Source organism: Pseudomonas zhanjiangensis, assembly GCF_041027545.1.
In the GTDB taxonomy this organism is placed as follows: domain Bacteria; phylum Pseudomonadota; class Gammaproteobacteria; order Pseudomonadales; family Pseudomonadaceae; genus Aquipseudomonas; species Aquipseudomonas zhanjiangensis.
On record NZ_JBFTEG010000006.1, the window covers coordinates 101,625 to 125,300 of the forward strand.

The window sequence follows — 23,676 nt, forward strand, 5'->3', positions numbered from 1 at the left end:
CCTGCGCACACTATAGGAATGCGCACACCCCACCGTCAAGGCGAGCCAAGAGGGAAAAATCCTTATAGAACGGAGATTTAGCGAATACACGAGGGGGCCGGGTGCAGCTTTAACGGATGGCGGCGAGGTAAAAAACAGCCAGCACAACAAGCTGAACCACACACTTAAAGTGATTTATTAAGAGTAAGATTTTTTCGATCTAGAAATGCGGGGATTGAGGGCCAAGCGGACGAGAAGGAAAGGTGGAGAGTCGATCTGTAAGCCGGGTTCTGTCGAGGACAGTCATTCCTCTACGACGTACATCACTGCACGCCTTTAGCAACCTACCCGGTTCCAGCGCGGGCCACGCCAATGGAACCCTATTTGGTCTTGCTCCGAGTGGGGTTTGCCTAGCCACGGACTGTTACCAGCCGCGCGGTGCGCTCTTACCGCACCTTTTCACCCTTACCGGCGCCGAGGCGCTTAGGCGGTTGTTTTCTGTGGCACTTTCCGTAGGCTCACGCCTCCCAGGCGTTACCTGGCACTCCGCCCTATGGAGCCCGGACTTTCCTCCCCCGCATCTCGCAGAACGAAACACGGCAGCGACTGTCCGATCGACTCTCCGCCGCCAAGGGTACCGGCACTGACTGCATAGGACAAGGCTTAAGCACCCTGCTGACGCTCCAGGGCCGCCTGGTAGAGCAGGTTCTTGCGCACCCCGGTGATCTGCGCGGCCAATGCCGCGGCGCGCTTGAGCGGCATTTCCTCGAGCAACAATTCGAGCACTCGCAGCGCCTCGGCGCTGATCGCCGCCTCATCCTCGGGCGCCTGCCAGCCCGCCACCAACACCACGCACTCACCCCGCTGCTGGTTGCTGTCGGCCGCCACCCAGTCACGCAACTCGGCCAGCGGCAAGCCCTTGAGGGTCTCGAAGGTCTTGCTCAGCTCGCGCGCCAGCACAGCAGGACGCTCGGCGCCGAAGACCGCCTGCATATCCTCCAGGCATTCGAGAATGCGATGCGGCGCCTCATAGAAAATCAGGGTACGCGGCTCTTCCCTGACCTGCTCCAGGCGCGCGCGCCGCCCGACCGCCTTGGCCGGCAGAAATCCCTCGAAGATAAATCGATCGGACGGCAGGCCGGCGGCCGACAGGGCGGCGATCAGGGCGCAGGCACCAGGCACCGGCACTACCGTGATGCCCGCGGCACGCGCCTGACGCACCAGGTGATAGCCGGGGTCGGAGATCAGCGGAGTGCCCGCGTCGGAGATCAGCGCCACATCATCGCCCGCCTGCAGACGGGCGAGAAAACGTCCGCCCTCATTGCGCTCGTTGTGCTCATGGCACGCCGCCAGCGGCGTGGTGATGCCGAAGTGCTGCATCAGGCGCGCGGAGTGGCGGGTATCCTCGGCGGCAATCAAGGCCACATCCCTGAGCACACGCAGGGCACGGGCACTGATGTCATCGAGATTGCCGATCGGCGTTGCGACTACATATAAGGTTCCAGGCAGGGAATTCGAAGCCCCGGGTACAGTCACAGGACAAACCTCTTCAAGTCGCGAAAACGCGCATTGTAGCCCGATTCTCGGCAGCGACATCGCGCCGCCGCCCGGGCTTGGGTACAATTCGACGCTCATTTGATCAAGTATCAGGAACGCTTACATGATCGCCTGCCTGCGCCCGCTCTCCGCCCTCTGCCTTGCCGGCCTGCTGGTCGCCTGTGCCGGCTCGCCCACATCGTCCGGCCTGGGTGAACTGCCGCGCACCCCGCAAGCCAGTATCCAGCAGCTGCTGCAACAAGCCGGCGACAGCCAGTCGGAGCAGGCCAACCTGCTGCGCCTGTCGGCGGCGAACCTGGCCTATGAACAGAAGAAATTCGCCCGCGCAGCCAGCATTCTCGACCTGGTAGCGCTGGACGATCTCAAACCAGCGGCCCAGGTCTACGCCAGAACACTGACCGCAGAACTGGCTCTGGCACGCGACATGCCGAAGGCCGCACTCAAGGCCCTGGCCCATCCCAGCCTGGCCCACCTGGCCGAATTGCCGGTCGAGCAGCAGGTGCGCAGCCAGTTGGCCCGCGCCACAGCCCTGCAGAAGGACGGCCAGCCCCTCGCCGCCGCACGCGAACGGATCTTCATCGCTCCCCTGCTGCACGACCAAGCCGCTCAGAGCAACCATGAAGCCATCTGGACACTGGTCTCGAGCCTGCCGGCCGAACAGCTGCAGGCAACCGGCGACAGCGACCTGAGCGGCTGGCTGGCCCTGGCCCGCGCCGCCAAGAGCAGCGGCACGCTGCGGCAACAGCAGGCGGCGATCGACGACTGGCGCGCGACACATCCCGCACACCCCGCCGCCGCGCAACTGCCACAAGCGCTGAGCCAGCTGCAGGAGCTGTCCAGCCAGCCGCTCACCGAGATCGCACTGCTCCTTCCGCAGGACGGCCCGCTGGCCTCGGTGGCCCGAGCGTTGCGCGATGGCTTTCTCGCCGCCCATTACCAGGCGCAGCAGGCCGGACAGAACCCACCCAACATCCAACTCTACGACAGCTCGAACCTGCGCTCGCTGGACCAGTTCTATCAGCAAGCCCAGGCTGCGGGCGTGCAACTGGTCGTCGGCCCCCTGGAGAAGCCCCTGGTCACCCAGCTGGGGACACGCGAGCAACTGCCAATCACCACCCTGGCCCTGAACTACAGCGAAGCGGGCCAAGAAGGCCCCGCACAACTGTTTCAGTTCGGCCTGGCCGCCGAAGACGAGGCCCGCGAAGCCGCCCGCCGCGCCTGGGCCGACGGCATGCGCCGGGCCGTAGCCCTGGTGCCGAACGGCGACTGGGGCGACCGTGTCCTGGCCGCCTTCCGCCAGAGCTGGGAGCAATCCGGTGGCAGCCTGATCGCCGCCGAGCACGTCGACCAACCGGTGGAGCTGGCCCAACAGATCGCCGACCTGTTCCAGCTGCGGCAGAGCGAAGCCCGCGCCAAGCGCCTGCAGAACACCCTCGGCGTGGCCCTGGCCGCACAGCCCACCCGACGCCAGGATGTCGATTTCATTTTCCTCGCCGCCACCCCGCAGCAGGCCCAGCAGATCAAGCCGACGCTGGCCTTCCAGTACGCCGGCGATGTGCCCGTCTATGCCACGTCCCACCTGTACACCGGCAACCACAGCGAAGCCCAGTACCTCGACCTCAATGGCATCCGCTTCTGCGAAACCCCCTGGCTCCTTGATGTCAACGACCCACTGCGCCAAGAGGTCACCCGCCAGTGGCCGCAAGCCGGGGGCAGCCTCGGCCGCCTGTATGCCATGGGCGTAGATGCCTATCGCCTGGCACCGCGCCTGGATCAGCTCAAGATGCTACCGGACAGCCGCATCGAGGGCCTGTCCGGCAGCCTCAGCCTGAATCCGGCGCAGCGCGTCGAGCGCCAGCTGCCTTGGGCAGAGTTCCGTGACGGCCAGGTGCAACGACTGCCCGACACATTCAATTGACCAGCACCCAGGCACGCGGCCAGGCCGCCGAAGCGCTGGCCCGCGCGCATCTGGAACAGCGCGGACTGCGCCTCTTGGCGCAGAACTGGCACTGCCGCCGCGGCGAGCTCGATCTGGTCATGCTCGACGCCGATACAGTAGTATTCGTCGAGGTCCGCTACCGGCGGCACACCGCCTGGGGGGGCGCGATCGAGAGCGTGGATGCGCGCAAGCGCGACAAGCTGACGATCGCCGCCACGCATTTTCTGCAACAGCAATCGCGCTGGGCCAAGCACCCGTGCCGCTTTGACGTGATTGCCATCACTGCCGAAGGCAACTCCCCCCCGCAACTGAACTGGATTCAAAACGCCTTTGACACCTGAACAGGCACCCCACTGAAGGTTATCCCCCCAATGGACATGCAAGCCCGTATTCGCCAGCTGTTCCAAGCCAGCATCGAAACCAAGCAACAGGCCATGGACGTGCTCGTGCCGTTCATCGAGCAAGGCAGCCAGGTCATGGTTCAGGCGCTGCTCAGCGAGGGCAAGATCCTCTCCTGCGGCAACGGTGGCTCTGCCGGCGATGCCCAGCACTTCTCCTCCGAACTGCTCAACCGCTTCGAACGCGAACGCCCCAGCCTGCCGGCCATCGCCTTGACCACCGACAGCTCGACCATTACCTCGATTGCCAACGACTACAGCTACAACGAGGTGTTCTCCAAGCAAATCCGCGCCCTCGGCCAGCCTGGCGATGTGCTTCTGGCGATCTCCACCAGCGGCAACTCGGCCAATGTGATCCAGGCCATCCAGGCCGCCCACGACCGCGAGATGACGGTGGTCGCCCTGACCGGCCGCGATGGCGGCGGCATGGCCTCGCTGCTGTTACCGGAGGACGTTGAAATCCGCGTGCCGTCGAAGGTCACGGCGCGCATCCAGGAAGTACACCTGCTGGCCATCCACTGCCTGTGCGACCTGATCGACAGCCAACTGTTCGGGAGTGAAGAATGAAACGCTCGTCACTGTTATTCGCCAGCCTGGCACTGCTCTTCGGCCTGGCAGGCTGCGGCAGCCGCAGCATTGGCAACAAGATCGACGACCAGTTCATCGCCCCCCAGGTCGAGAGCAATATCGCTGCCGCCCATGCAGACCTGACCAGTCCCACCTCGCACATCGTCGTCACCAGCTACAACGGCGTGGTGCTGCTCGCCGGGCAAACCCCGCGCAGCGAGCTCAAGGCCCTGGCCGAACAGGCCACGCGCAGGGTCCAGGGGGTCAACAAGGTCCATAACGAACTGCAGATCCTGCAGCCGACTTCACTGCTGGCGCGCAGCAATGACTCGCTGCTGACCACCAAGATCAAGGCGCAGATGGTTGCCGATGCGACCGTGCCGGGCTCGCGGATCAAGGTCATCACCGAGAACGGCATCGTCTACCTGCTCGGCATCGTTACCCGCCAGGAAGCCGACCAGGCGACCCGCCTGGTGCAGAGCGTCTCGGGCGTACAGAAGATCGTTCGGTTGTTCCAGTACAGCAACTGAGCAGCCAGCCAATAAAAAAGGCGATCACAGGATCGCCTTTTTTATTACTTGACCACCTTCAAGCTGGGTCGTCCGCTGGGTCGCGGCGGCTCACCATCCGGCCCCCGATCGCCAGGCCCATCGGCATCCTCGTCATCAGGAACCGGCGGCTCCAGATCGAAGACCATGCCCTGGCCATTTTCTCGCGCGTAAATCGCGAGCACGGCCGCAGTCGGCACATACAGACTGTGCGCGACGCCACCGAAACGCCCCTCGAAACTGATCGCCTCGTTATCCATGTGCAGATGACGCACCGCGCTGGGCGATACATTGAGGACGATCTGGCCATCGCTGGCGAAGCCGGGCGGGACCTGAACACCATGCAACTCGGCGTTGACCAACAGGTGTGGCGTACAGTCGTTGTCTACGATCCACTCATAGAGTGCACGCACCAGATAGGGACGACTAGAGTTCATAGAGACCTCCTGAACCTTAACGCATGTCGCGCTCAGCAGCCGACAGACTGGCCCGGAAGGCCTCGCGGGCGAACTGACGCTCCATATAATCGAGCAAGGGCTTTGCCGGCTTCGGCAACTCGATGCCCAGCACTGGCAAACGCCAGAGAATCGGCAACAAGCAGCAATCCACCAAACTCAACTCCTCGCTGAGAAAGTACGCCTTATCGGCGAACAGCGGCGATACGCCGGTCAGACTCTCACGCAGTTCCTTGCGCGCCTGCACCCGGGCCGCCTCCTTGCTGCGCGGATCCAGGATGAGATCGACCAGTGCACACCAGTCGCGCTGGATACGATGAATCAGCAGCCGGCTATTGGCCCTGGCGACCGGATAGACCGGCAGCAACGGCGGATGCGGATAGCGCTCATCCAGGTACTCCATCACCACCGTCGACTCGTACAGCGCCAAATCGCGATCCACCAGGGTTGGCAGGCTGGCGTAAGGATTGACCTCCAGCAGCTGCGGCGGACAGCGACCCTGCTCGACACTGATGATCTCGGCGCTGACACCCTTCTCGGCGAGCACGATGCGTACGCGGTGGGAGTAGTGGTCGGCGGGGTCGGAGTAGCAGGCCAACCGATTGGTCACGCCCATGGCGATCCTCCTCGCTGTATTTAGGATTGTAGAAACAGAAAAACCTGCGCGCCCGGGAGGGCGCGCAGGTCAACAACAACGCGACGCCAGATTAATGCACGTCCTTCCAGTACTCGCGCTTGAGCAGATAGGCAAACACGAAGAAGAAGGCCAGGTACAGCAGCACATAGGTGCCGACGCGCTGACTTTCCAGCTTCACCGGATTGGCCGAGTAGGCCAGGAAGGTCACCAGATTCTTGATCTTCTCGTCGAACTCTTCCTCGCTCAGGGCGCCGGTTTTCGGCTCGACTGTCAGTTGATCGCAGGCCTCGTGAGTGATCGGTGTACCGGTCAGCGGGTCGAACTGCTTCTTGCCGTCCTCGACCACCTGAACCTGCTTGCAGCCGATGTACTGGCGACCCTGCAGCCCTGCCAGCACGTTCGGCATACCCACGTTCGGGAACACCATGTTGTTGGCGCCGAGCGGACGGGTCTTGTCCTCGTAGAAGCTGCGCAGGTAGGTATACAGCCAGTCGGTGCCACGCACGCGGGCCACCAGGGTCAGATCGGGCGGCGCGGCGCCAAACCAGGCCTTGGCATCGTCGGACTTCATGCCGATCTTCATGTGGTCGCCAATCTTGGCGTCGCTGAATACCACGTTTTCCAGCATCACCTCATGGGGGATGCCCAGGTCGTCAGCCACACGCTCGTAGCGCTGGAACTTGGCGGCGTGGCAGCCCATGCAGTAGTTGGCGAAGGTACGCAGACCATCCTGCATGGCGGCCTTGTCGGTCAGGTCGATCTCGACCTGATCCAGTTCTACGCCATGGCCGCCTGCAGCAAAGGAGAAGGCTGGCAGCGCAGCGATAATAAATGCAGCGAATAGCTTTTTCATCAGCCCGTCACCCTTTCCGGAACCGGTTTGGTTTTTTCCATCCTGGTGTAGAACGGCATCAGGATGAAATACGCGAAGTACAGGACGGTACACACCTGCGACAACAGGGTGCGGCCCGGGGTTGGCGCCAGCACGCCCAGCACGCCGAGGATGACGAAGGACACGCAGAACACCAGCAACCAGACCTTGCTCAACCAGCCCTTGTAGCGCATCGACTTGACCGGGCTACGATCCAGCCAAGGCAGCACGAACAGCACCGCGATGGCCGCACCCATGGCGATTACGCCCATCAGCTTGTCCGGCACTGCCCGCAGAATCGCGTAGAAGGGGGTGAAGTACCATACCGGGGCAATATGCTCAGGCGTCTTGAACGGGTTGGCCTGCTCGAAGTTGGGCTTCTCGAGGAAATAGCCCCCCATCTCCGGGAAGAAGAACACGACCGCACAGAAGACGAACAGGAACACCACCACGCCAACGATGTCTTTCACCGTGTAGTAGGGGTGGAACGGGATACCGTCCAGCGGAATGCCGTTGGCATCCTTCTTCTTCTTGATCTCGACGCCGTCCGGGTTGTTCGAGCCCACTTCATGCAGTGCCAGGATGTGCAGCACCACCAGGCCGAGAATCACGATCGGCAGGGCCACCACGTGCAAGGCGAAGAAACGGTTCAGGGTAATCCCGGAGATCAGGTAGTCGCCGCGAATCCACTGGGTCAGGTCGTCCCCGATCACCGGAATGGCGCCGAACAGCGAGATGATCACCTGGGCCCCCCAGTAGGACATCTGGCCCCAAGGCAGCAGGTAGCCCATGAAGGCTTCGGCCATCAGCATCAGGTAGATCAGCATGCCGAAGATCCACACCAACTCACGCGGCTTCTGGTAGGAACCGTAGAGCAGACCACGGAACATGTGCAGATAGACCACGATGAAGAACGCCGAGGCGCCGGTGGAGTGCAGGTAGCGCAGGATCCAGCCGTACTCCACATCGCGCATGATGTACTCGACCGAGGCGAAGGCCTCCTCCGCCGACGGGGTGAAGCTCATGGTCAGCCAGATGCCGGTGACGATCTGGTTGACCAGCACCAGCAGTGCCAGGGAGCCAAAGAAATAGAAGAAGTTGAAGTTCTTCGGTGCGTAATACTTGCTCAGATGGTCTTCCCACATCTTGGTCGCCGGGAAGCGCGCATCCACCCACTCCATGAACTTACTCATCATGCTTGCTCCTGATCGACGCCGATGACGATCACGTCGTCCGACTCGTACATGTGCGGCGGCACCGGCAGGTTCAGCGGCGCCGGCTGCGCTTTGTACACCCGACCGGCGAGGTCATAGCGCGAACCGTGGCATGGGCAGAAATAGCCCCCCACCCACTCCGGACCGAGATCGGCTGGCGCCACTTCGGGACGGAACGACGGCGAACAGCCCAGGTGCGTACACAGGCCTACCAACAAGAGCAATTCCGGTTTGATCGAGCGGGTCTGTGGATCCACGTAAGCAGGCTGCACTGACGCCTGGGACTCCGGGTCAGCCACAGCATCATGGAGATTGGTCAGGTTACCGAGGATTTCTTCGGTGCGGCGCACGATAAATACCGGCTGCCCCCGCCATTCGGCAACCATCTGCTGGCCCGGCTCGATCTTGCTGACGTTCACCTTCACAGGTGCACCGGCAGCCTTGGCCTTGGCACTAGGGAACCATGACCCCACGAACGGGACCGCGGCACCCACCGCTCCTGCAGCACCCACCACTGAGGTGGCTGCCACCAAGAAGCGACGCCGGCCTGCATTCACGCCGTCATTGCTCATTCAGTCGTCTCCCATCGGCTTTGTGGCCTGTTTGGTCAGGCCTCTACTAAATAAAATTCGAGTGCGGCAAAAAAATTCGCCAAATGGTAAAGAAAAGCCCCATTTCTGACAAGGCAATTACCCTTGGCAAAGTGCCTGAACACCTTGCAGGACGCGGCTTTCAAGGCTGCGGCATGGTGTCGCAGACGACCCCGACGCCCATAAAAAACGCCCAGCTCCGTAAGGAAACTGGGCGCTTTTGAACGCAGGTAGCGAATTAACGCTTGGAGTACTGCGGACGCTTACGCGCCTTGCGCAGACCAACCTTCTTACGTTCCACTTCACGGGCATCGCGAGTGACGAAGCCGGCCTTGCGCAGTGCCGGGCGCAGGGTTTCGTCGTACTCCATCAGCGCGCGAGTGATGCCATGCCGGATTGCACCCGCCTGACCACTCACACCGCCACCAGCGACGGTGACATAAATATCGAACTTCTCGACGGTCTCGGTCAGCTCCAGCGGCTGGCGAACTACCATGCGGGCAGTTTCACGACCGAAGAAGGTGTCCAGAGTGCGATTGTTGATGGAGATCTTGCCAGTGCCCGCACGCAGGAAAACGCGAGCGGTTGCAGTCTTGCGACGGCCAGTGCCGTAATTTTGAGTCGCCGACATAATGAACTATTCCGTTAAATCTTCAGTTCTTGGGGCTGCTGAGCAGTGTGCGGGTGAACAGCACCCTTGTACACTTTCAGCTTACGGTACATGTCGCGACCCAGCGGGTTCTTCGGCAGCATGCCTTTTACCGCGGTCTCGATCACACGTTCAGGCGCCTTATCGATCAGCTTGTCGAAGCTGATCGACTTGATGCCGCCCGGAAAACCGGAGTGAGAGTAGTACATCTTGTCAGTGGTCTTGGCGCCGGTTACACGCACCTGCTCGGCATTGATCACGACGATGTAGTCGCCGGTATCAACGTGCGGAGTGTACTCAGGCTTGTGCTTGCCACGCAGACGGCTCGCGATTTCGGTGGCCAGACGACCCAGGGTCTGACCAGCAGCGTCGACGACAAACCAGTCGCGCTTTACTGTTTCCGGTTTAGCAGTAAAAGTTTTCATTCTTTATAGCCTCAGGGGCCGCCCTGATAAATAAGACGGCGGATCTTACTGAATAGTGCGTACTTTGACAAGTCAAAGGCAGCCGAAAACAGACGCTATCGGGGGCTCGGGTCAGCGCGTCCGTAGTACGGCAAGATTCTTCGGCAAGCGGCGCATCACTTCCACTGCAGAAAGAGGGTGGCAATTATGCCGATTGCGAAAATAAATTCAACCTGCTTGTATGGCCGTTTTCGCAACAGGAGCGCGCGCAATGGATTTTCGCCAACTCGGCCGAACCGACCTCAGGGTCAGCACACTCTGCCTCGGCAGCATGACCTGGGGCGAGCAGAATAGCAGCAGCGAAGCCACGGCCCAGATCGAGCGCGCCAAGGCCCATGGCGTGAACTTCATCGATACCGCCGAGATGTACCCGGTGCCGCCGCGAGGCGAGAGCTACGGCCGCACCGAGCAGTTCATCGGCGATTATTTCCGCCGGCACGGCGACCGCGCCGACTGGATCCTGGCCAGCAAGATCGCCGGCCCCGGCAACGGCATCGACTACATCCGTGACGGCCAGCTCAAGTTCAATCGCGCCCACATCGTCGCCGCCCTCGACGCCAGCCTCAAGCGCCTCAACACCGACTGGATCGACCTCTACCAACTGCACTGGCCGGAGCGCCCGACGAATTTCTTCGGCCAGCTCGGCTATCGCCACCGCGACAGTGATTTCACCCCGCTGGAGGAGACCCTCGAGGCGCTCGACGAGCAGATCAAGGCCGGCAAGATCCGCCATGTCGGCCTGTCCAACGAGACGCCTTGGGGCACCATGAAGTTCCTCGAGCTGGCGCAGACGCGCGGCTGGCCCAGGATGGTGTCGATCCAGAACCCCTACAACCTGCTCAACCGCAGCTTCGAGGTCGGCCTGGCGGAAGTCGCCATTCGCGAGCAATGCGGCCTGCTGGCCTACTCCCCACTGGCGTTCGGCATGCTCTCGGGCAAGTACGAGAACGGCGCGCGCCCAGCCAACGCACGGATCAGCCTGTACAGCCGCTTCACCCGCTACACCAACCCGCAAGCCGAAGCGGCCTGCTCCCGCTATGTGGCCCTGGCCCGCGAGCATGGGCTGGATCCGGCACAGATGGCCCTGGCCTTCGTCACCAGCCAGCCATTCGTGACCAGCAACATCATCGGCGCCACCAGCCTGGAGCAACTGGAGAGCAATCTGGCCAGCAGCGAGCTGCACCTCGACGACGCGGTTCTGGCCGCTATCGAGGCCATCCACAAGGCCCAGCCTAACCCCGCCCCCTGAACCAAACAGCCCGGGATTGCCGGGCTGCTTCCATTGTCAAGACGACCGCCAAGCCTACAGCGCGCGGGCGATGATCTCCTTCATGATCTCGTTGGTGCCGGCATAGATCCGCTGCACCCGGGCGTCGGCCCAGGCGCGCGCCACCGGGTACTCCCACATGAAGCCATAGCCGCCATGCAGCTGCACGCACTCGTCGAGCACTTTGCACTGCAGGTCGGTGCCCCAGTACTTGAGCATGGCCGCGGTCGGCACATCCAGCTTGCCCTGCAGGTGCAACTCCAGGCAACGATCGACGAACACCCGGCCCACTTGGATCTCGGTAGCCATCTCGGCCAGTTTGAAGCGGGTATTCTGGAAGTCCGCCACCGCCTGACCGAACGCCTTGCGCTCGCGGGTATAGTCCAGCGTCCACTTGAGTGCGGCCTCGGCCGAGGCAAGCGCGCTGACGCCGACGGTCAGACGCTCCTGCGGCAGTTCCTGCATCAGGTAGGCGAAGCCCATGCCCGCCTGGCCAAGCAGATTCTCCCTGGGCACGCGCACATCCTGGAAGAACAGCTCGGAGGTGTCCTGGGCCTTCATCCCGACCTTCTCCAGGCGCTTGCCCTTGGCGAAACCGGGCGTGTCGGCCTCGACCAGAAACAGGCTGGTGCCCTTGGCGCCAGCCTTGGGGTCGGTCTTGGCCACGACTATCACCAGATCGGCCAGGTAACCGTTGGTGATGAAGGTCTTGGAACCATTGATCAGATACTCATCACCGTCCAGCACCGCCGTGGTTTTCACCCCCTGCAGGTCGGACCCGGCCCCCGGCTCGGTCATGGCAATCGCCGTGACCATCTCGCCGGACACCAGCCTGGGCAGGTACTTGCGTTTCAGCGCCTCGGACCCGTAGTGGAGGATATAGGGCGCAACTATGTCCGAGTGCAGCGAGAAGCCGATGCCGGTCAGGCCCAAACGCGCAATTTCCTCGATCACCACCGCGCTGTAGAGAAAGTCGGCGCCCATGCCGCCGAACTCCTCGGGGATGTGCGAGCAGAGCATCCCCGCCGCCCCCGCCTTGCGCCACAGCTGGCGATCGATGTAACCGTCCTTCTCCCACTGCGCGTGAAACGGTACAGCTTCCTGCTCGAGAAGCTTGCGCACGCTGTCGCGGAACAGTTCGTGATCGGAGCTGAAAAGCGTTCTGGGAATCATGGCGACACCTGGCTATGCGGTCGAATGGAAGTACACGCGACTCTAACCAAGCAAACGCTTGGTTGCACTGGACACAAGCGCCAAAAAATAAGACGATCCAGCCGGCCAATGACCACTTAGCCCTGACAAGAGCCGCCCATGCCCACCCAGACGCCCGAACCGCTCAAGCGTGTCAGCATCCTGGCCACCGACGGGGTATTCGCCTCCACCCTGATGCAGGCCAAGGATTTCTTCCACATGGCCAGCCTGCGCTATGGCAAGCAGCAAGGCCTGGGGCCGATACCGACCTTCGAGATCCACCTGGTCAGCCCCGACGGCCAACCCGTGCGCAGCTTCAGTGATGTGATGATCCCGGTGAACGGCCCCCTGGATGCCGCCGACGTGATCATCCTGCCTACCTTCTGGGATGATTTCGACAGCCTGCGCCGGCGCCACCCGCAGGTTCTCGACTGGCTCCAGCAACGCCACGCCGCCGGCAGCGCCATCTGCGGCGAGGCCAAGGGCGTGTTCTGGATGGCCCAGGCCGGCCTGCTCGACGGTAAGGAGGCCACCACCTACTGGCGCTTCTTCAACGAATTCGCCGAGCGCTTCCCCAAGGTTCAGCTGAACCAGGACAAACACCTGTCGGACGCCGACAATCTGTACTGCGCCGGCGGCGTGACCTCGGCCTGCGACCTGTACATCTACCTGATCGAGCGCTTCTGTGGCGCCAGCGTCGCCCAGGGCGTGGCCCGTGACATCCTCTACGAGGTGCAGCGCAGCTATACCCCGGGGCGCATCGGCTTCGGCGGGCAGAAACTGCACCACGACCTGACCATCCTGCAGATCCAGCAATGGCTGGAGGATCACTTTGCCGACAAGTTCCGCTTCGAAGACGTCGCCCGCGAGCACGGCATGAGCATTCGCAACTTCATGCGCCGCTTCCAGGGCGCCACCGGCGACAAGCCGCTGCACTACCTGCAACGACTGCGCATCGAAACCGCCAAGGGCCTGCTCAGCGCCACGCGCAAGAGCATCAAGACCATCAGCTATGAAGTCGGCTACGACGATGCCAGCTTCTTTGCCCGCCTGTTTCGCCAGCACACCGAATTGTCGCCCAACCAGTACCGCCGCCAGTTCCAGCACAAGGATAGCCAGGCCTGAGTCACACTCCCCCCGGCCGGGGCGCACAAAAAAAGCTGCCCATGGGCAGCTTTGCTATGGCGCGAAGCGCCGCTACGGCTTGTGCGGGCGCGAGAGGAACTCATGGGACTGCATTTCCAGCAGTCGGCTGAGGGTGCGCTGGAACTCGAAGGTCAAGCGACCGCCGGTGTAGAGGTCCTTGAGCTCCACCTCGGCGGAGATGATCAGCTTGACGTTGCGATCGTAGAACTCGTCCACCAGATTGATGAAGCGCCGCGCCATGTCGTCCTTGGCCACACCCATCTGCTCGACGTTGGCCACCAGCACCGCATGGAAGATCTTGCCCAGCTCGATGTAGTCATTCTGGCTACGCGGTCCGTCGCAGAGTTCGCGAAACTCGAACCAGGCCACGTCGTCGCCTACCTTGCGCGCGGTGATCGCGCGGTTCTCGATCATCAGCGCCTCGTGTTCCTGCACCGTGCAGTGCTCGGGCAGCAGGCTCTTGAAGCTCTTGTCCAGACTCTCCTCGGCCGCCGCATCCAGTGGCCAGTGGAACAGCTCGGCCTGCTCCAGGGCGCGCAGGCGGTAGTCGACGCCGCTGTCGACGTTGACGATCTCGGTGTGCTCCTTCAGCAGGGCGATGGCCGGCAGGAAGCGCGCGCGCTGCAGGCCGTCCTTGTACAGGCCGTCCGGCACTATGTTGGAGGTCGCGACCAGGCTCACGCCGTTCTTGAACAGCTCCTCGAGCAGGGTGGCGAGGATCATCGCGTCGGTGATGTCGGAAACGAAGAACTCGTCGAAGCAGATCACCCGTGCCTCGTCGGCAAAGCGCCGGGCGATGATCACCAGCGGGTTCTTCTCGCCCTTGAGGGTGCGCATCTCCTCGTGCACGCGCTTCATGAAACGATGGAAGTGCGTGCGCATCTTGCGCTCGAACGGCAGCGCGTCGAAGAAGGTGTCGACCAGGTAGGTCTTGCCGCGGCCCACCCCGCCCCAGAAATACAGGCCCTTGATCGGCCCCTGCGGCTTCCTGGCGAACAGTTTGCCGAACAACCCCGGCTTGCCCGCCTCGCCGGCCAGCAGATCCTCGTACAGGCGCTGCAGATGGCGCACCGCCGTTTCCTGGGCCGCATCATGGAAAAACTCGGGGCGTTTGAGATCGGCCTGATAGCGCTCTAGCGGTGTCATATTCGTTAGCCGGGCAAGTAAAAACGGGGCCGACACTTTAGCGACGCCCTGCCCGCTTGGCAATCGATTGCGCGCGCCCGCCGGCTCGGCGCAACCGGCACCGGCGCGCCTCGACGGCGCACCGGTATACCGGCGCGGCAGGCCTAGCCGGCCAGCTCTGCGATGGCGTCGCGCAGGCGCAGCATGGCGGCATCCAGCAGTTCCGGGTCGGCATAGGCCGGGCTGTCGGCCAGGCACTCGCCATCCAGCCAGAGGGTGAATTGATCGCCCTCGTCCTCGCGCAACTCCAGGGCGTCGGGGCCTTGGGCGATCAGGCGCTGGCTGATGGCGCCGACCGCCTTGGGATCACTGAACGGCCGCGACAGCAGCAGCTCCTCGCCATCGGCGGCGAGGAAGCGGAAGCGGAAGCTGCCATCCGGCTCGCGGAAGCTGACGAAACGGGCAGTCTTGGCCGCCTTCTTCTTGCTTTCGCCGGCCACCTTGACCTGTTCGCGGAAGGAGCGCAGACCCACCGCCTCGCGCAACTCGCCGAGGAACGGGGTGGCGATCTTGCGCGCCTTGGCCGCGCCGGCGAGGAGGATGTCCTCGAGATCGGCGGGCCTGGCGATCAGGGCCTGGTAGCGTTCACGGGCCTCGCCCAGCTCGTTGTCGAGCAGTTCGAACAGGCGCTGCTTGGCCTCGCCCCAGGCCAGGCCGGCCAGCAGCTCGGCGCGGAACTCGGCCTGCTGAGCCGGGGTGGCGAAGGCCTGATAGAGGGTGAACAGGTGCGAGTTGTCCGGGTCCTTCGGCTCACCCGGCAGCCGCGAGTCGGTGACGATGCGGGCAATGGCATCCTTGAGCTGCTTGGGGCTGCCGAACAACGCTATGGTGTTGTCGTAGCTCTTGGACATCTTGCGCCCGTCGAGGCCCGGCAGGGTCGCCACGTCCTCCTCGATGACCGCCTCGGGCAGGGTGAACAGCTCCTTGCCCTGGCCGAACAGGTGATTGAAGCGCTGAGCGATGTCGCGGGCCATCTCCACGTGCTGAATCTGATCGCGACCGACCGGCACCCTGTGCGCATTGAACATCAGGATGTCCGCCGCCATCAGCACCGGGTAGCTGAACAGGCCCATGGTCACACCGGCATCCGGGTCTTCGCCGGCCTCGACATTTTTGTCCACCGAGGCCTTGTAGGCGTGGGCGCGGTTGAGCAGGCCCTTGCCGGCGACGCAACTGAGCAGCCAGCACAGCTCGGGGATCTCCGGAATATCGGACTGGCGGTAATAGGTCGCCCTGCCCACATCCAGGCCGCAGGCCAGCCAGGTGGCGGCGATCTCCAGACGCGAGCGCTGGATGCGCAGCGGGTCGTCACACTTGATCAACGCATGGTAGTCGGCGAGGAAGTAGAAGGAGTCGACGTTGGCGTCACGGCTGGCGACGATGGCCGGGCGAATCGCCCCCGCGTAGTTGCCCAGATGGGGCGTGCCGGTGGTGGTGATGCCGGTGAGGATACGAGTGGTCATGGCTTTCGCTTATCAGACTGCAATCGGAAATCAGAGACGCGGCAGCACCAGATCCTTCAGATCGGTCAGCTTGCCGTGAAAAAAGTGCCCGCATTCTGCCACTTTCAGCAGCTCATGGGGACGCCCCAACGCCGCCGACCAGGCATAAACAGCCTGCGGATCGATCACCTCGTCGCTTTCCGGCTGGATCAGGGTCAGCGGACAACGCTGCGCCGCGGGTATCTCCTCGGTCAGCCGGGTAACCGCCGGCGCCACCATGATCAAGCGGGCCAGCTCGACGCCCTGCTGCTCCAGGCGCGCCCCCAGACCGGCGGCCACGAAGCCGCCGAAGGAGAACCCCAGCAGGGTCAGGGGCAACCGCGGGTAGCGCTCAAGCAACCAGTGCGCGACGGCCTCGGCGTCGTCGATCTCGCCGCTGTGCATGTCGTGCTCACCCTCGCTGCCACCTACGCCCCGGTAATTGAAGCGCAGGGTGGCCAGACCGGCGTCGCGTGCGCTGCGCTGCAGGGTCGAGACCACCTTGTTGAGCATGGTCCCGCCTTGCACCGGGTTGGGATGGCAAATCAGCGCCACGCCACGTGCCTCGGGCTGATCCAGAATCAGGGCTTGCAGTTGGCCACAGGGACCGGGAATGACTACGGGGGTTTCGCGGGTGAGCAACGGTGAACTCCGTGACCCCGGGCAGGGTCGACTCGTCTAGCTGACAGCCTGCGCTACACATGCATTGCATTGCGGTATACAGCGCAGGTTCCAGCCGTTAACGTAATGCAAAGCCGTTTAGAGAGGAAGGACTCGTGGAACAGACGCTCACAGCCTGGTTGCTACCAGCAGTCACCCTGGTAGCCGGTATTGCCATCGGCTTCCTGATCGCACGCCTGGCGCCGAATGCAGCCCCCAGCCGCACGCAACGCCAACTGGACGAAATGCAGGAGCGCTTCGATGCCTACCAGAGCGAGGTAGTGACCCACTTCAACACCACCGCCAGCCTGGTGAAGAAACTCACCCAGAGCTACCAGGACGTGCAGGAGCACCTCTCCGAGGGCGCCAACCGCCTGGCACTCGATGAGCTGACACGCCAGCGCCTGCTCGCCGCCCTGCAGGCCGACGAGGGCAAGGGCAGCGAGAAACGCGAGCGCCTGACTCCGCCCAAGAACAACGAGATGCCCAAGGACTATGCGCCGAAAAGCGCCGATGTACCGGGCATGCTCGACGAAAGCTATGGTTTGAAGCACAAGTAGCCAATCGAGCGCCTGCTCCGGCGCATCCACAGGCAGAAAAAAACCCGCTCATGAGCGGGTTTTTTTGTTGGCAGCCGAGCTTAGATCGCGCCGCGACTGCGCAGCAATGCCAGCACCTGCTTGACGCCCTCTTCCACCGAGACGCTCTGGGTATCGATCACCAGATCGGCATCCAGCGGCACGTCATAGGCGAAGGATTCGCCCGGGATGTTGTCGCCAGCGGCGGCATACAGGCCCTGCGGATCACGCTCACGGCAGACCTGCGGCGAAGCCTGGACGTAGACGGTGATCAGGCGTTCGCCGCCGATCAGCGCCTTGGCCTGCTCGCGCCCCTCGGCATCCGGGGCGACGAAGGCGGCCAGGGTCAGCATCCCCGCCTCGTTGAACTGCCGCGCCACATGAGCGGCACGCCGCCAGTTCTCGGTACGACCGCTGCGGTCCTGCGGCAAGCCCTTGTTCAGGTCATGACGCAGGTTCTGGCCATCGAGCACATAGACCGCTCGCCCGGCATCGAACAGCTTGCGTTCCACCGCATAGGCCAGGGTGCTCTTGCCGGCACCGGACAGGCCGCTGAACAGCACGGTGGCCGGTTGCTGGCCGAAGCGGCTGGCGCGCTCCTCGGTGGAGACGTGGGCCAGCCTGCCATGGTGGCCATCGGCATTCTGCGCACCGATCGGCTCGGCGATGATCATGCCGGCGCCGACCGTGCCATTGGTCAGGCGGTCTATGACGATGAAAGCCCCGGTGGTGCGATTGTAGTCATAGCCATCGAGGGCGATGGGCGCATCCAGGGCGATCTTGACCTTGCCGATCTCGTTGAGGTGCAGGCTGCTGGCCGCGCCCTGCTCCAGCGTGTTCACATCCACCCGGTGAGCGATGCTGGCGATCGAGCCCGGCACATAGCTGGTGGCGCGCTTGATGTCGTATTTCTTGCCGGGCAGCATCGGCTCTTCGGCCATCCACACCAGCATGGCGTCGAAGCTGTCGCGGATCTGCGGGCGATTGTCGGCATGCACCAGCATGTCGCCGCGGGACACGTCGATCTCGTCTTCCAGGGTCAGGGTGATGGCCTGACCGGGACCGGCATGCTCCAGCTCGCCCTCGTAGGTGACGATGGACTTGACCTTGCTGCCCTTGCCGGAGGGCAACACCACGACCTCGTCACCCTTGCGCACGATGCCGCTGGCCAGGGTACCGGCGAAGCCGCGGAAGTTGAGGTTGGGCCGGTTGACGTACTGCACCGGGAAACGCATGTCGTCGAAATTGCGATCGCCGGCCACCTCGACGGTCTCGAGGATCTCCATCAGCGACTGGCCCTCGTACCAGGGCGAGCGCTCGGACTTGTTGACCACGTTGTCGCCCTTGAGCGCCGACATCGGCACGAAGTGCAGGGTGGTCGGCTTGAGGTCGATACGCTCGGCGAACTTCAGGTAGTCGGCCTTGATCTGCTCGAACACGCCCTGATCGAAGTCCTTGAGGTCCATCTTGTTGACCGCGACCACGATGTGCTTGATGCCCAGCAGCGAGGTGATGAAGCTGTGCCGCTTGGTCTGGGTCTGCACGCCGTAGCGGGCGTCGACCAGGATGATCGCCAGGTCGCAGGTCGAGGCGCCGGTGGCCATGTTGCGGGTGTACTGCTCGTGGCCCGGGGTGTCGGCGATGATGAACTTGCGCTTGGCCGTGCTGAAGTAGCGGTAGGCCACGTCGATGGTGATGCCCTGCTCGCGCTCGGCCTGCAGACCGTCGACCAGCAGCGCCAGGTCGACGTCCTCGCCGGTGGTGCCGACCTTCTTCGAGTCGCGGGTGATGGCTTCCAGGTGATCCTCGTAGATCATCTTGGAGTCGTGCAGCAGGCGCCCGATCAGGGTGCTCTTACCGTCGTCGACATTGCCGCAGGTGAGGAAGCGCAACAATTCCTTGCGTTCGTGCTGGGCCAGGTAGGCGAGGATGTCCTCGCTGATCAAATCAGACTGATGACTCATGGTTCGGAATCCTTAGAAGTAGCCCTGGCGTTTTTTCTCTTCCATCGACCCGGCGGCGTCGTGGTCGATGACCCGGCCCTGGCGCTCGGAAGTGCGGGTCAGGAGCATCTCCTGGATGATTTCCGGCAGGGTCGTCGCGGTGGACTCCACCGCCCCGGTCAGCGGATAGCAGCCGAGGGTACGGAAGCGCACCATCTTCTTGGTGATCCGCGCCTTTTCCTCATCGGAGAGGTGCTCGAGAATGCGCTCGTCGTCGATCATGATCAGGGTGCCGTTCTTCTCGATCACTTCGCGCTCGGCGGCGAAGTACAGCGGCACGATCGGGATCTGCTCCAAATAGATGTACTGCCAGATGTCCAGCTCGGTCCAGTTGGACAGCGGAAACACGCGGATCGACTCGCCCTTCTTGACCTTGCCGTTATAGACGTTCCACAGCTCCGGACGCTGATTCTTCGGGTCCCAGCGATGCTTGCTGTCGCGGAAGGAGTAGACTCGCTCCTTGGCCCGGGACTTCTCCTCGTCGCGCCGGGCACCGCCGAACGCCGCGTCGAAGCCGTGCTTGTCCAGGGCCTGCTTGAGGCCCTCGGTCTTCATCACATCGGTGTGCTTGGCACTGCCGTAGGTGAACGGGTTCATGTCCTGGGCCACGCCATCGGGATTGATGTGGGTGATCAGGTCCAGGCCCATCTCCGCCACCATCTTCTCGCGGAAGCTGTACATCTCCTGAAACTTCCAGCGGGTGTCGACGTGCATCACCGGGAACGGCAGTTTGCCGGGGAAGAACGCCTTGCGTGCCAGGTGCAGCATCACGGCGGAGTCTTTGCCGATGGAATAGAGCATCACCGGGTTGTCGAATTCGGCGGCCACCTCACGAATGATGTGGATACTCTCCGCCTCCAGCTGTTTCAGGTGCGTCAGTTTATCGAGCATGGCTACTCACGGAATGCAATGTATTGGGGCCGACGGGCCGTGGACGAGGGCGCACTCTAGCACAGCACCCTCTTCTAATCAGGAGCCCAGTTAGACCAAAAAGATCTAGGTTTATGTCCGATGTTTTGTGGCCTTCTATCCCTGGCGGCCACACTGCGGGCCGTCGCAAGCGACGTCAAAAACTTCTCCCGGAAGTTTTTTTGCCCGGACCGGCCGGCTAAATCGGATTCGGGCAATCGATGAACAGGTGCTCGATGGCGAAGCGCCGGGCCAGGTAGTCACCCAGCGCCTGCACGCCATAACGCTCGGTGGCGTGGTGACCGGCGGCGATGAAGCTAATGCCGTTTTCCCGGGCGCTGTGGAAGGTCTGCTCGGAAGCCTCGCCGCTCAGGTAGAGGTCGACCCCGGCGGCGATCGCCTGATCGATATAGCCCTGGCCGCCGCCGGTGCACCAGCCGACCCGCCGGATCAGGCCCTCGCCCTCCACCAGCAGCGGCTCGCGCCCCAGCGCCTGCGCCACGCGCTCGGCGAACTCGCGCGGGCTCAGCGCGGTGTCCAGCGAGCCGACCAGCCCGACGGTGCGCGGGTTACCTGGCTCCAGTGGCCCCTCGACGGTAATACCCAGCTGACGCGCCAGCTGCACGTTGTTGCCGACCTCGGGGTGCAGATCGAGTGGCAGGTGATAGGCCAGCAGGCTGATATCGTGGGCCAACAGGGTCTTCAACCGACGCTGTTTCATGCCGGTGATGCAGGGGTTCTCGCCCTTCCAGAAATAGCCGTGATGCACCAGTAGCACATCGGCCTCGGCCGCCACGGCCGCATCCACCAGCGCCTGACTGGCCGTCACGCCGCTGACGATACGGCGCACCTGCGGCTGCCCTTCGACCTGTAGGCCATTGGGGCAGTAGTCGCTGATGGTCGCGGCATTCAGGTAACGCTGCGCTTCATCCACCAGCGTCGTCAGGGCAATGGCCATGCAGATTCCTCACCAGTTGTTGCAGGCCGCTGCACTATCGACAGGCGGCCCATTATAATGGCGCCACCTTAAGGGGCTCCCCAGCCCCCTGCAACCCTCAGGATTTGTCGATGTTCAAGGCCGCGCGATTTGTTGGCTGGCCCCTACTGGCCGGCGTACTGCTGGCACTGCTTCTCATCCAGCAGTACCCGCAATGGGTCGGCCTGCCGAACCAAGATGTCCAACTGCGCCAGGCGCCCAGCTACGCGAGCCTGCAGAACGGCCCGGTATCCTATTCCGAGGCGGTGGATACCGCCTCGCCGGCGGTGGCCAATCTCTACACCACCAAATTCGTCGACAAACCGGCCCACCCGCTGTTCGAGGACCCGCAGTTTCGCAAGTTCTTCGGCGACAACCTGCCCAAGCAGCGGCGCATGGAATCGAGCCTCGGCTCGGCGGTGCTGATGAGCCCGCAGGGCTATCTGCTGACCAACAATCACGTCACCGCGGGTGCCGACCAGATAGTCGTGGCTCTCAAGGATGGCCGCGAGACCCTGGCGCGGGTCATCGGCAGCGACCCGGAAACCGATCTGGCCGTGCTGAAGATCGACCTCGAGAACCTGCCATCGATCACCCTCGGCCGCTCCGACGACATCAAGATCGGTGACGTCGCCCTGGCCATCGGCAACCCCTTCGGCGTCGGCCAGACCGTGACCATGGGCATCATCAGCGCCACCGGGCGCAACCAGCTGGGCCTGAACACCTACGAGGACTTCATTCAGACCGATGCGGCGATCAACCCCGGCAACTCCGGCGGCGCACTGATCGACGCCCACGGCAACCTGGTCGGCATCAACACCGCGATCTTCTCCAAGTCCGGCGGTTCCCAGGGCATCGGCTTCGCCATCCCGGTCAAACTGGCCCTGGAGGTGATGCAGGCGATCATCGAGCATGGCCAGGTCATCCGCGGCTGGCTGGGCATCGAGGTACAACCGCTGACCCCGGAGCTGGCCGAATCCTTCGGCCTGGAGGGCCGCCCCGGCATCGTGGTCGCCGGCATCTACCGTGGCGGACCGGCGCAGAAAGCCGGCCTGCAACCGGGCGACCTGATCCTCAGCATCGACGGCAAGCCCGCCGGGGATGGCCGCCGCTCGATGAACCAGGTGGCCCGCACCAAGCCCGGCGAAAGCATCCGCATCGAGGTTCTGCGTGCCGGCGAGCCGCTGCAATTGACCGCCCAGATTGGCGTACGGCCGCCGGTCAGCGGCGGCTGAGCCGAGCCGCGCCAGCCTTTCAGTGGTCGCAAAAAAGCCGGCGGCGCTGTCGCGACGCCGGCGTGTCGAGCTCGGCTTCAGACCAGGCTGGACAGCCCGTCCAGTAGCGCCTGATTCTGTTCCGGCGTACCAATGCTGATGCGCAGGAACTGGGCGATGCGCGCCTGTTTGAAGTGCCGCACTATCACCCCCTGCTCGCGCAGGCGCTGGGCCAGTTCGGCCGCATCACGCTGCGGGTGGCGGGCGAAGACGAAGTTGGCGGCCGACGACAGCACCTCGAAGCCCAGCTGCTGCAAGCCTGCCACCACCGACTCGCGACTGGCGATCACCGCCTTGCGGGTCTGCTCGAAATGCTCGCGGTCCTCGAACGCCGCCGCCCCGCCGGCAATCGCCAGGCGATCCAGCGGATAGGAATTGAAGCTGTTCTTGATCCGCTCCAGCGCCTCGATCAGGTCCGGGTGGCCGACCGCAAGACCGACCCGCAGGCCGGCCAGCGAGCGTGACTTGGACAGGGTCTGGGTCACCAGCAAGTTCGGGTAGCGGTCCACCAGGGTGATGGCCGTCTCGCCGCCGAAATCGATATAGGCCTCATCCACCAGCACCACCGAATCCGTATTGGCCTGCAGCAGACGCTCGATGGCCGCCAGCGGCAGCAGGCAGCCGGTGGGCGCATTGGGATTGGGGAAGACGATGCCGCCATTGGGCCGGGCATAGTCCTCGATGCGAATCTGGAACTGCGAGTCCAGCTCGATCGCCTCGTGCGGGATGCCGTACAGGCCGCAGTAGACCGGATAGAAGCTGTAGCTGATATCCGGAAACAGCAGTGGCTGGCCGTGCTGGAACAGGCCGTGGAAGGCATGCGCCAACACCTCGTCCGAGCCGTTGCCGAGGAACACCTGATTGGCCTGCACCCCGTAGTAGTCCGCCACCGCCTGCTTGAGGCGCTCGCCGTTCGGGTCGGGGTACAGCCGCAGGCTATCGTTCAGCTCCGCCTGCATGGCGGCGATCGCCTTGGGCGATGGGCCATAGGGGTTCTCGTTGGTGTTGAGCTTGGCCAGCTTGGCCAGCTTGGGCTGCTCGCCCGGCACGTAGGGCACCAGGTCGTTGACGAAGGGGCTCCAGAACTTGCTCATCTGCCCTTCTCTCCTCGAATACGTTCGGTTTGGCGTAGGGAGGA

24 protein-coding genes and 1 other RNA gene are annotated in these 23,676 nt (G+C 63.3%); 8 read left to right on the forward strand and 17 right to left on the reverse strand.

Features of this window, described 5'->3' with window-relative positions; all coding sequences use genetic code 11:
• Window positions 1-242: 242 nt before the first annotated feature.
• Both rnpB and rsmI read right to left on the reverse strand, forming a co-directional pair.
• An RNA gene (gene rnpB / locus AB5S05_RS09790) (RNase P RNA component class A) lies at window positions 243-601 on the reverse strand.
• Between the two features lie 41 nt (window positions 602-642).
• Complete coding sequence (rsmI, locus tag AB5S05_RS09795; protein ID WP_369287322.1) at window positions 643-1,575, reverse strand: 16S rRNA (cytidine(1402)-2'-O)-methyltransferase; 933 nt, start codon at window positions 1,573-1,575, stop codon at window positions 643-645.
• A 64-nt stretch (window positions 1,576-1,639) separates the two neighbouring features.
• Between rsmI and AB5S05_RS09800 the strand changes: the two genes are divergently transcribed.
• From AB5S05_RS09800 to AB5S05_RS09815, 4 genes are read left to right on the forward strand one after another with little or no spacing between them, the layout of a single operon-like run.
• Entirely contained in the window at window positions 1,640-3,454 is a 1,815-nt protein-coding gene (locus tag AB5S05_RS09800) for a penicillin-binding protein activator (RefSeq protein ID WP_369287323.1), read from the forward strand.
• Entirely contained in the window at window positions 3,445-3,816 is a 372-nt protein-coding gene (locus tag AB5S05_RS09805; RefSeq protein WP_438943565.1) for a YraN family protein, read from the forward strand. Before AB5S05_RS09800 ends, AB5S05_RS09805 begins: the two co-directional genes overlap by 10 nt.
• Window positions 3,817-3,846: 30 nt before the next feature.
• Complete coding sequence (locus AB5S05_RS09810) at window positions 3,847-4,440, forward strand: phosphoheptose isomerase (RefSeq protein WP_369287325.1); 594 nt, start codon at window positions 3,847-3,849, stop codon at window positions 4,438-4,440.
• The gene (locus AB5S05_RS09815; RefSeq protein ID WP_369287326.1) at window positions 4,437-4,970 is read left to right on the forward strand and encodes a BON domain-containing protein; all 534 of its coding nucleotides are present in this window, start codon (window positions 4,437-4,439) and stop codon (window positions 4,968-4,970) included. The genes AB5S05_RS09810 and AB5S05_RS09815 overlap by 4 nt, the downstream gene beginning before the upstream one ends.
• Window positions 4,971-5,014: 44 nt before the next feature.
• On the opposite strand, the gene AB5S05_RS09820 is transcribed toward AB5S05_RS09815, so the two are convergent.
• From AB5S05_RS09820 to rplM, 7 genes are all read right to left on the reverse strand, one after another.
• Window positions 5,015-5,425 carry a ClpXP protease specificity-enhancing factor gene (locus tag AB5S05_RS09820; protein WP_369287327.1) on the reverse strand — a complete coding sequence of 137 codons (411 nt, stop codon included), beginning with the start codon at window positions 5,423-5,425 and terminating at the stop codon, window positions 5,015-5,017.
• 16 nt (window positions 5,426-5,441) lie between these two features.
• A complete protein-coding gene (locus AB5S05_RS09825) occupies window positions 5,442-6,059 on the reverse strand; it encodes a glutathione S-transferase N-terminal domain-containing protein (RefSeq protein ID WP_369287328.1) in 618 nt (205 codons plus the stop codon).
• Window positions 6,060-6,150: 91 nt separating this feature from the next.
• Complete coding sequence (locus AB5S05_RS09830) at window positions 6,151-6,933, reverse strand: cytochrome c1 (RefSeq protein WP_369287329.1); 783 nt, start codon at window positions 6,931-6,933, stop codon at window positions 6,151-6,153.
• The gene (locus tag AB5S05_RS09835) at window positions 6,933-8,144 is read right to left on the reverse strand and encodes a cytochrome b (protein ID WP_369287330.1); all 1,212 of its coding nucleotides are present in this window, start codon (window positions 8,142-8,144) and stop codon (window positions 6,933-6,935) included. Before AB5S05_RS09835 ends, AB5S05_RS09830 begins: the two co-directional genes overlap by 1 nt.
• Window positions 8,144-8,737 (reverse strand): ubiquinol-cytochrome c reductase iron-sulfur subunit, encoded by a 594-nt coding sequence (petA, locus tag AB5S05_RS09840; protein ID WP_369287331.1) that lies wholly within the window; start codon window positions 8,735-8,737, stop codon window positions 8,144-8,146. Before petA ends, AB5S05_RS09835 begins: the two co-directional genes overlap by 1 nt.
• A gap of 256 nt (window positions 8,738-8,993) precedes the next feature.
• Window positions 8,994-9,386 (reverse strand): 30S ribosomal protein S9, encoded by a 393-nt coding sequence (gene rpsI / locus AB5S05_RS09845; protein WP_369287332.1) that lies wholly within the window; start codon window positions 9,384-9,386, stop codon window positions 8,994-8,996.
• 14 nt (window positions 9,387-9,400) lie between these two features.
• On the reverse strand, window positions 9,401-9,829 hold the full coding sequence (gene rplM, locus AB5S05_RS09850; protein ID WP_369287333.1) for a 50S ribosomal protein L13: 429 nt from the start codon (window positions 9,827-9,829) through the stop codon (window positions 9,401-9,403).
• Window positions 9,830-10,079: 250 nt separating this feature from the next.
• On the opposite strand from rplM, the gene AB5S05_RS09855 reads away from it, so the two are divergent.
• Window positions 10,080-11,117 carry an NADP(H)-dependent aldo-keto reductase gene (locus tag AB5S05_RS09855; RefSeq protein WP_369287334.1) on the forward strand — a complete coding sequence of 346 codons (1,038 nt, stop codon included), beginning with the start codon at window positions 10,080-10,082 and terminating at the stop codon, window positions 11,115-11,117.
• A 54-nt stretch (window positions 11,118-11,171) separates the two neighbouring features.
• On the opposite strand, the gene AB5S05_RS09860 is transcribed toward AB5S05_RS09855, so the two are convergent.
• Window positions 11,172-12,308, reverse strand: coding sequence for an acyl-CoA dehydrogenase family protein (locus tag AB5S05_RS09860; protein ID WP_369287335.1), 1,137 nt, complete (start codon window positions 12,306-12,308; stop codon window positions 11,172-11,174).
• A 237-nt stretch (window positions 12,309-12,545) separates the two neighbouring features.
• Here AB5S05_RS09860 and AB5S05_RS09865 point away from each other — a divergent pair, with 237 nt between their 5' ends.
• Window positions 12,546-13,451, forward strand: a complete 906-nt coding sequence (locus tag AB5S05_RS09865; RefSeq protein WP_369287433.1) for a GlxA family transcriptional regulator — start codon at window positions 12,546-12,548, stop codon at window positions 13,449-13,451.
• Window positions 13,452-13,523: 72 nt separating this feature from the next.
• Here the strand turns inward: AB5S05_RS09865 and zapE are convergent, their stop codons facing one another.
• The 3 genes from zapE to AB5S05_RS09880 form a co-directional block, all read right to left on the reverse strand.
• Window positions 13,524-14,618, reverse strand: coding sequence for a cell division protein ZapE (zapE, locus tag AB5S05_RS09870; protein ID WP_369287336.1), 1,095 nt, complete (start codon window positions 14,616-14,618; stop codon window positions 13,524-13,526).
• A gap of 143 nt (window positions 14,619-14,761) precedes the next feature.
• Window positions 14,762-16,120 carry a tryptophan--tRNA ligase gene (locus AB5S05_RS09875; RefSeq protein WP_369287337.1) on the reverse strand — a complete coding sequence of 453 codons (1,359 nt, stop codon included), beginning with the start codon at window positions 16,118-16,120 and terminating at the stop codon, window positions 14,762-14,764.
• 30 nt (window positions 16,121-16,150) lie between these two features.
• Window positions 16,151-16,780, reverse strand: coding sequence for an alpha/beta hydrolase (locus AB5S05_RS09880; RefSeq protein WP_369287338.1), 630 nt, complete (start codon window positions 16,778-16,780; stop codon window positions 16,151-16,153).
• A gap of 134 nt (window positions 16,781-16,914) precedes the next feature.
• Here AB5S05_RS09880 and AB5S05_RS09885 point away from each other — a divergent pair, with 134 nt between their 5' ends.
• Window positions 16,915-17,358: a Z-ring associated ZapG family protein gene (locus tag AB5S05_RS09885; protein ID WP_369287339.1), complete on the forward strand. Its 444-nt coding sequence runs from the start codon at window positions 16,915-16,917 to the stop codon at window positions 17,356-17,358.
• 80 nt (window positions 17,359-17,438) lie between these two features.
• On the opposite strand, the gene cysN is transcribed toward AB5S05_RS09885, so the two are convergent.
• From cysN to AB5S05_RS09900, 3 genes are all read right to left on the reverse strand, one after another.
• Complete coding sequence (gene cysN / locus AB5S05_RS09890; protein ID WP_369287340.1) at window positions 17,439-19,340, reverse strand: sulfate adenylyltransferase subunit CysN; 1,902 nt, start codon at window positions 19,338-19,340, stop codon at window positions 17,439-17,441.
• Window positions 19,341-19,352: 12 nt separating this feature from the next.
• Complete coding sequence (gene cysD, locus AB5S05_RS09895) at window positions 19,353-20,270, reverse strand: sulfate adenylyltransferase subunit CysD (RefSeq protein WP_369287341.1); 918 nt, start codon at window positions 20,268-20,270, stop codon at window positions 19,353-19,355.
• A gap of 217 nt (window positions 20,271-20,487) precedes the next feature.
• The gene (locus AB5S05_RS09900) at window positions 20,488-21,246 is read right to left on the reverse strand and encodes a Nif3-like dinuclear metal center hexameric protein (RefSeq protein ID WP_369287342.1); all 759 of its coding nucleotides are present in this window, start codon (window positions 21,244-21,246) and stop codon (window positions 20,488-20,490) included.
• 110 nt (window positions 21,247-21,356) lie between these two features.
• Between AB5S05_RS09900 and algW the strand changes: the two genes are divergently transcribed.
• The gene (gene algW, locus AB5S05_RS09905; protein WP_369287343.1) at window positions 21,357-22,499 is read left to right on the forward strand and encodes a Do family serine endopeptidase AlgW; all 1,143 of its coding nucleotides are present in this window, start codon (window positions 21,357-21,359) and stop codon (window positions 22,497-22,499) included.
• A gap of 77 nt (window positions 22,500-22,576) precedes the next feature.
• Here the strand turns inward: algW and hisC are convergent, their stop codons facing one another.
• On the reverse strand, window positions 22,577-23,632 hold the full coding sequence (gene hisC / locus AB5S05_RS09910; protein WP_369287344.1) for a histidinol-phosphate transaminase: 1,056 nt from the start codon (window positions 23,630-23,632) through the stop codon (window positions 22,577-22,579).
• Window positions 23,633-23,676 lie beyond the last annotated feature (44 nt).

Excerpts from the sequence above, each read along its gene's own strand:
- AB5S05_RS09875 (WP_369287337.1), bottom strand. The coding sequence starts at position 16,120 with ATGACCACTCGTATCCTCACCGGCATCACCACCACCGGCACGCCCCAT.
- AB5S05_RS09865 (WP_369287433.1), top strand. The coding sequence starts at position 12,546 with ATGGCCAGCCTGCGCTATGGCAAGCAGCAAGGCCTGGGGCCGATACCG.
- rsmI (WP_369287322.1), bottom strand. The coding sequence starts at position 1,575 with ATGTCGCTGCCGAGAATCGGGCTACAATGCGCGTTTTCGCGACTTGAA.
- AB5S05_RS09800 (WP_369287323.1), top strand. The coding sequence starts at position 1,640 with ATGATCGCCTGCCTGCGCCCGCTCTCCGCCCTCTGCCTTGCCGGCCTG.
- AB5S05_RS09820 (WP_369287327.1), bottom strand. The coding sequence starts at position 5,425 with ATGAACTCTAGTCGTCCCTATCTGGTGCGTGCACTCTATGAGTGGATC.
- cysD (WP_369287341.1), bottom strand. The coding sequence starts at position 20,270 with ATGCTCGATAAACTGACGCACCTGAAACAGCTGGAGGCGGAGAGTATC.
- AB5S05_RS09835 (WP_369287330.1), bottom strand. The coding sequence starts at position 8,144 with ATGAGTAAGTTCATGGAGTGGGTGGATGCGCGCTTCCCGGCGACCAAG.
- AB5S05_RS09860 (WP_369287335.1), bottom strand. The coding sequence starts at position 12,308 with ATGATTCCCAGAACGCTTTTCAGCTCCGATCACGAACTGTTCCGCGAC.
- AB5S05_RS09900 (WP_369287342.1), bottom strand. The coding sequence starts at position 21,246 with ATGGCCATTGCCCTGACGACGCTGGTGGATGAAGCGCAGCGTTACCTG.
- hisC (WP_369287344.1), bottom strand. The coding sequence starts at position 23,632 with ATGAGCAAGTTCTGGAGCCCCTTCGTCAACGACCTGGTGCCCTACGTG.
- cysN (WP_369287340.1), bottom strand. The coding sequence starts at position 19,340 with ATGAGTCATCAGTCTGATTTGATCAGCGAGGACATCCTCGCCTACCTG.
- algW (WP_369287343.1), top strand. The coding sequence starts at position 21,357 with ATGTTCAAGGCCGCGCGATTTGTTGGCTGGCCCCTACTGGCCGGCGTA.
- petA (WP_369287331.1), bottom strand. The coding sequence starts at position 8,737 with ATGAGCAATGACGGCGTGAATGCAGGCCGGCGTCGCTTCTTGGTGGCA.
- AB5S05_RS09825 (WP_369287328.1), bottom strand. The coding sequence starts at position 6,059 with ATGGGCGTGACCAATCGGTTGGCCTGCTACTCCGACCCCGCCGACCAC.
- zapE (WP_369287336.1), bottom strand. The coding sequence starts at position 14,618 with ATGACACCGCTAGAGCGCTATCAGGCCGATCTCAAACGCCCCGAGTTT.
- rpsI (WP_369287332.1), bottom strand. The coding sequence starts at position 9,386 with ATGTCGGCGACTCAAAATTACGGCACTGGCCGTCGCAAGACTGCAACC.
- AB5S05_RS09830 (WP_369287329.1), bottom strand. The coding sequence starts at position 6,933 with ATGAAAAAGCTATTCGCTGCATTTATTATCGCTGCGCTGCCAGCCTTC.
- AB5S05_RS09855 (WP_369287334.1), top strand. The coding sequence starts at position 10,080 with ATGGATTTTCGCCAACTCGGCCGAACCGACCTCAGGGTCAGCACACTC.
- AB5S05_RS09810 (WP_369287325.1), top strand. The coding sequence starts at position 3,847 with ATGGACATGCAAGCCCGTATTCGCCAGCTGTTCCAAGCCAGCATCGAA.
- AB5S05_RS09815 (WP_369287326.1), top strand. The coding sequence starts at position 4,437 with ATGAAACGCTCGTCACTGTTATTCGCCAGCCTGGCACTGCTCTTCGGC.
- rplM (WP_369287333.1), bottom strand. The coding sequence starts at position 9,829 with ATGAAAACTTTTACTGCTAAACCGGAAACAGTAAAGCGCGACTGGTTT.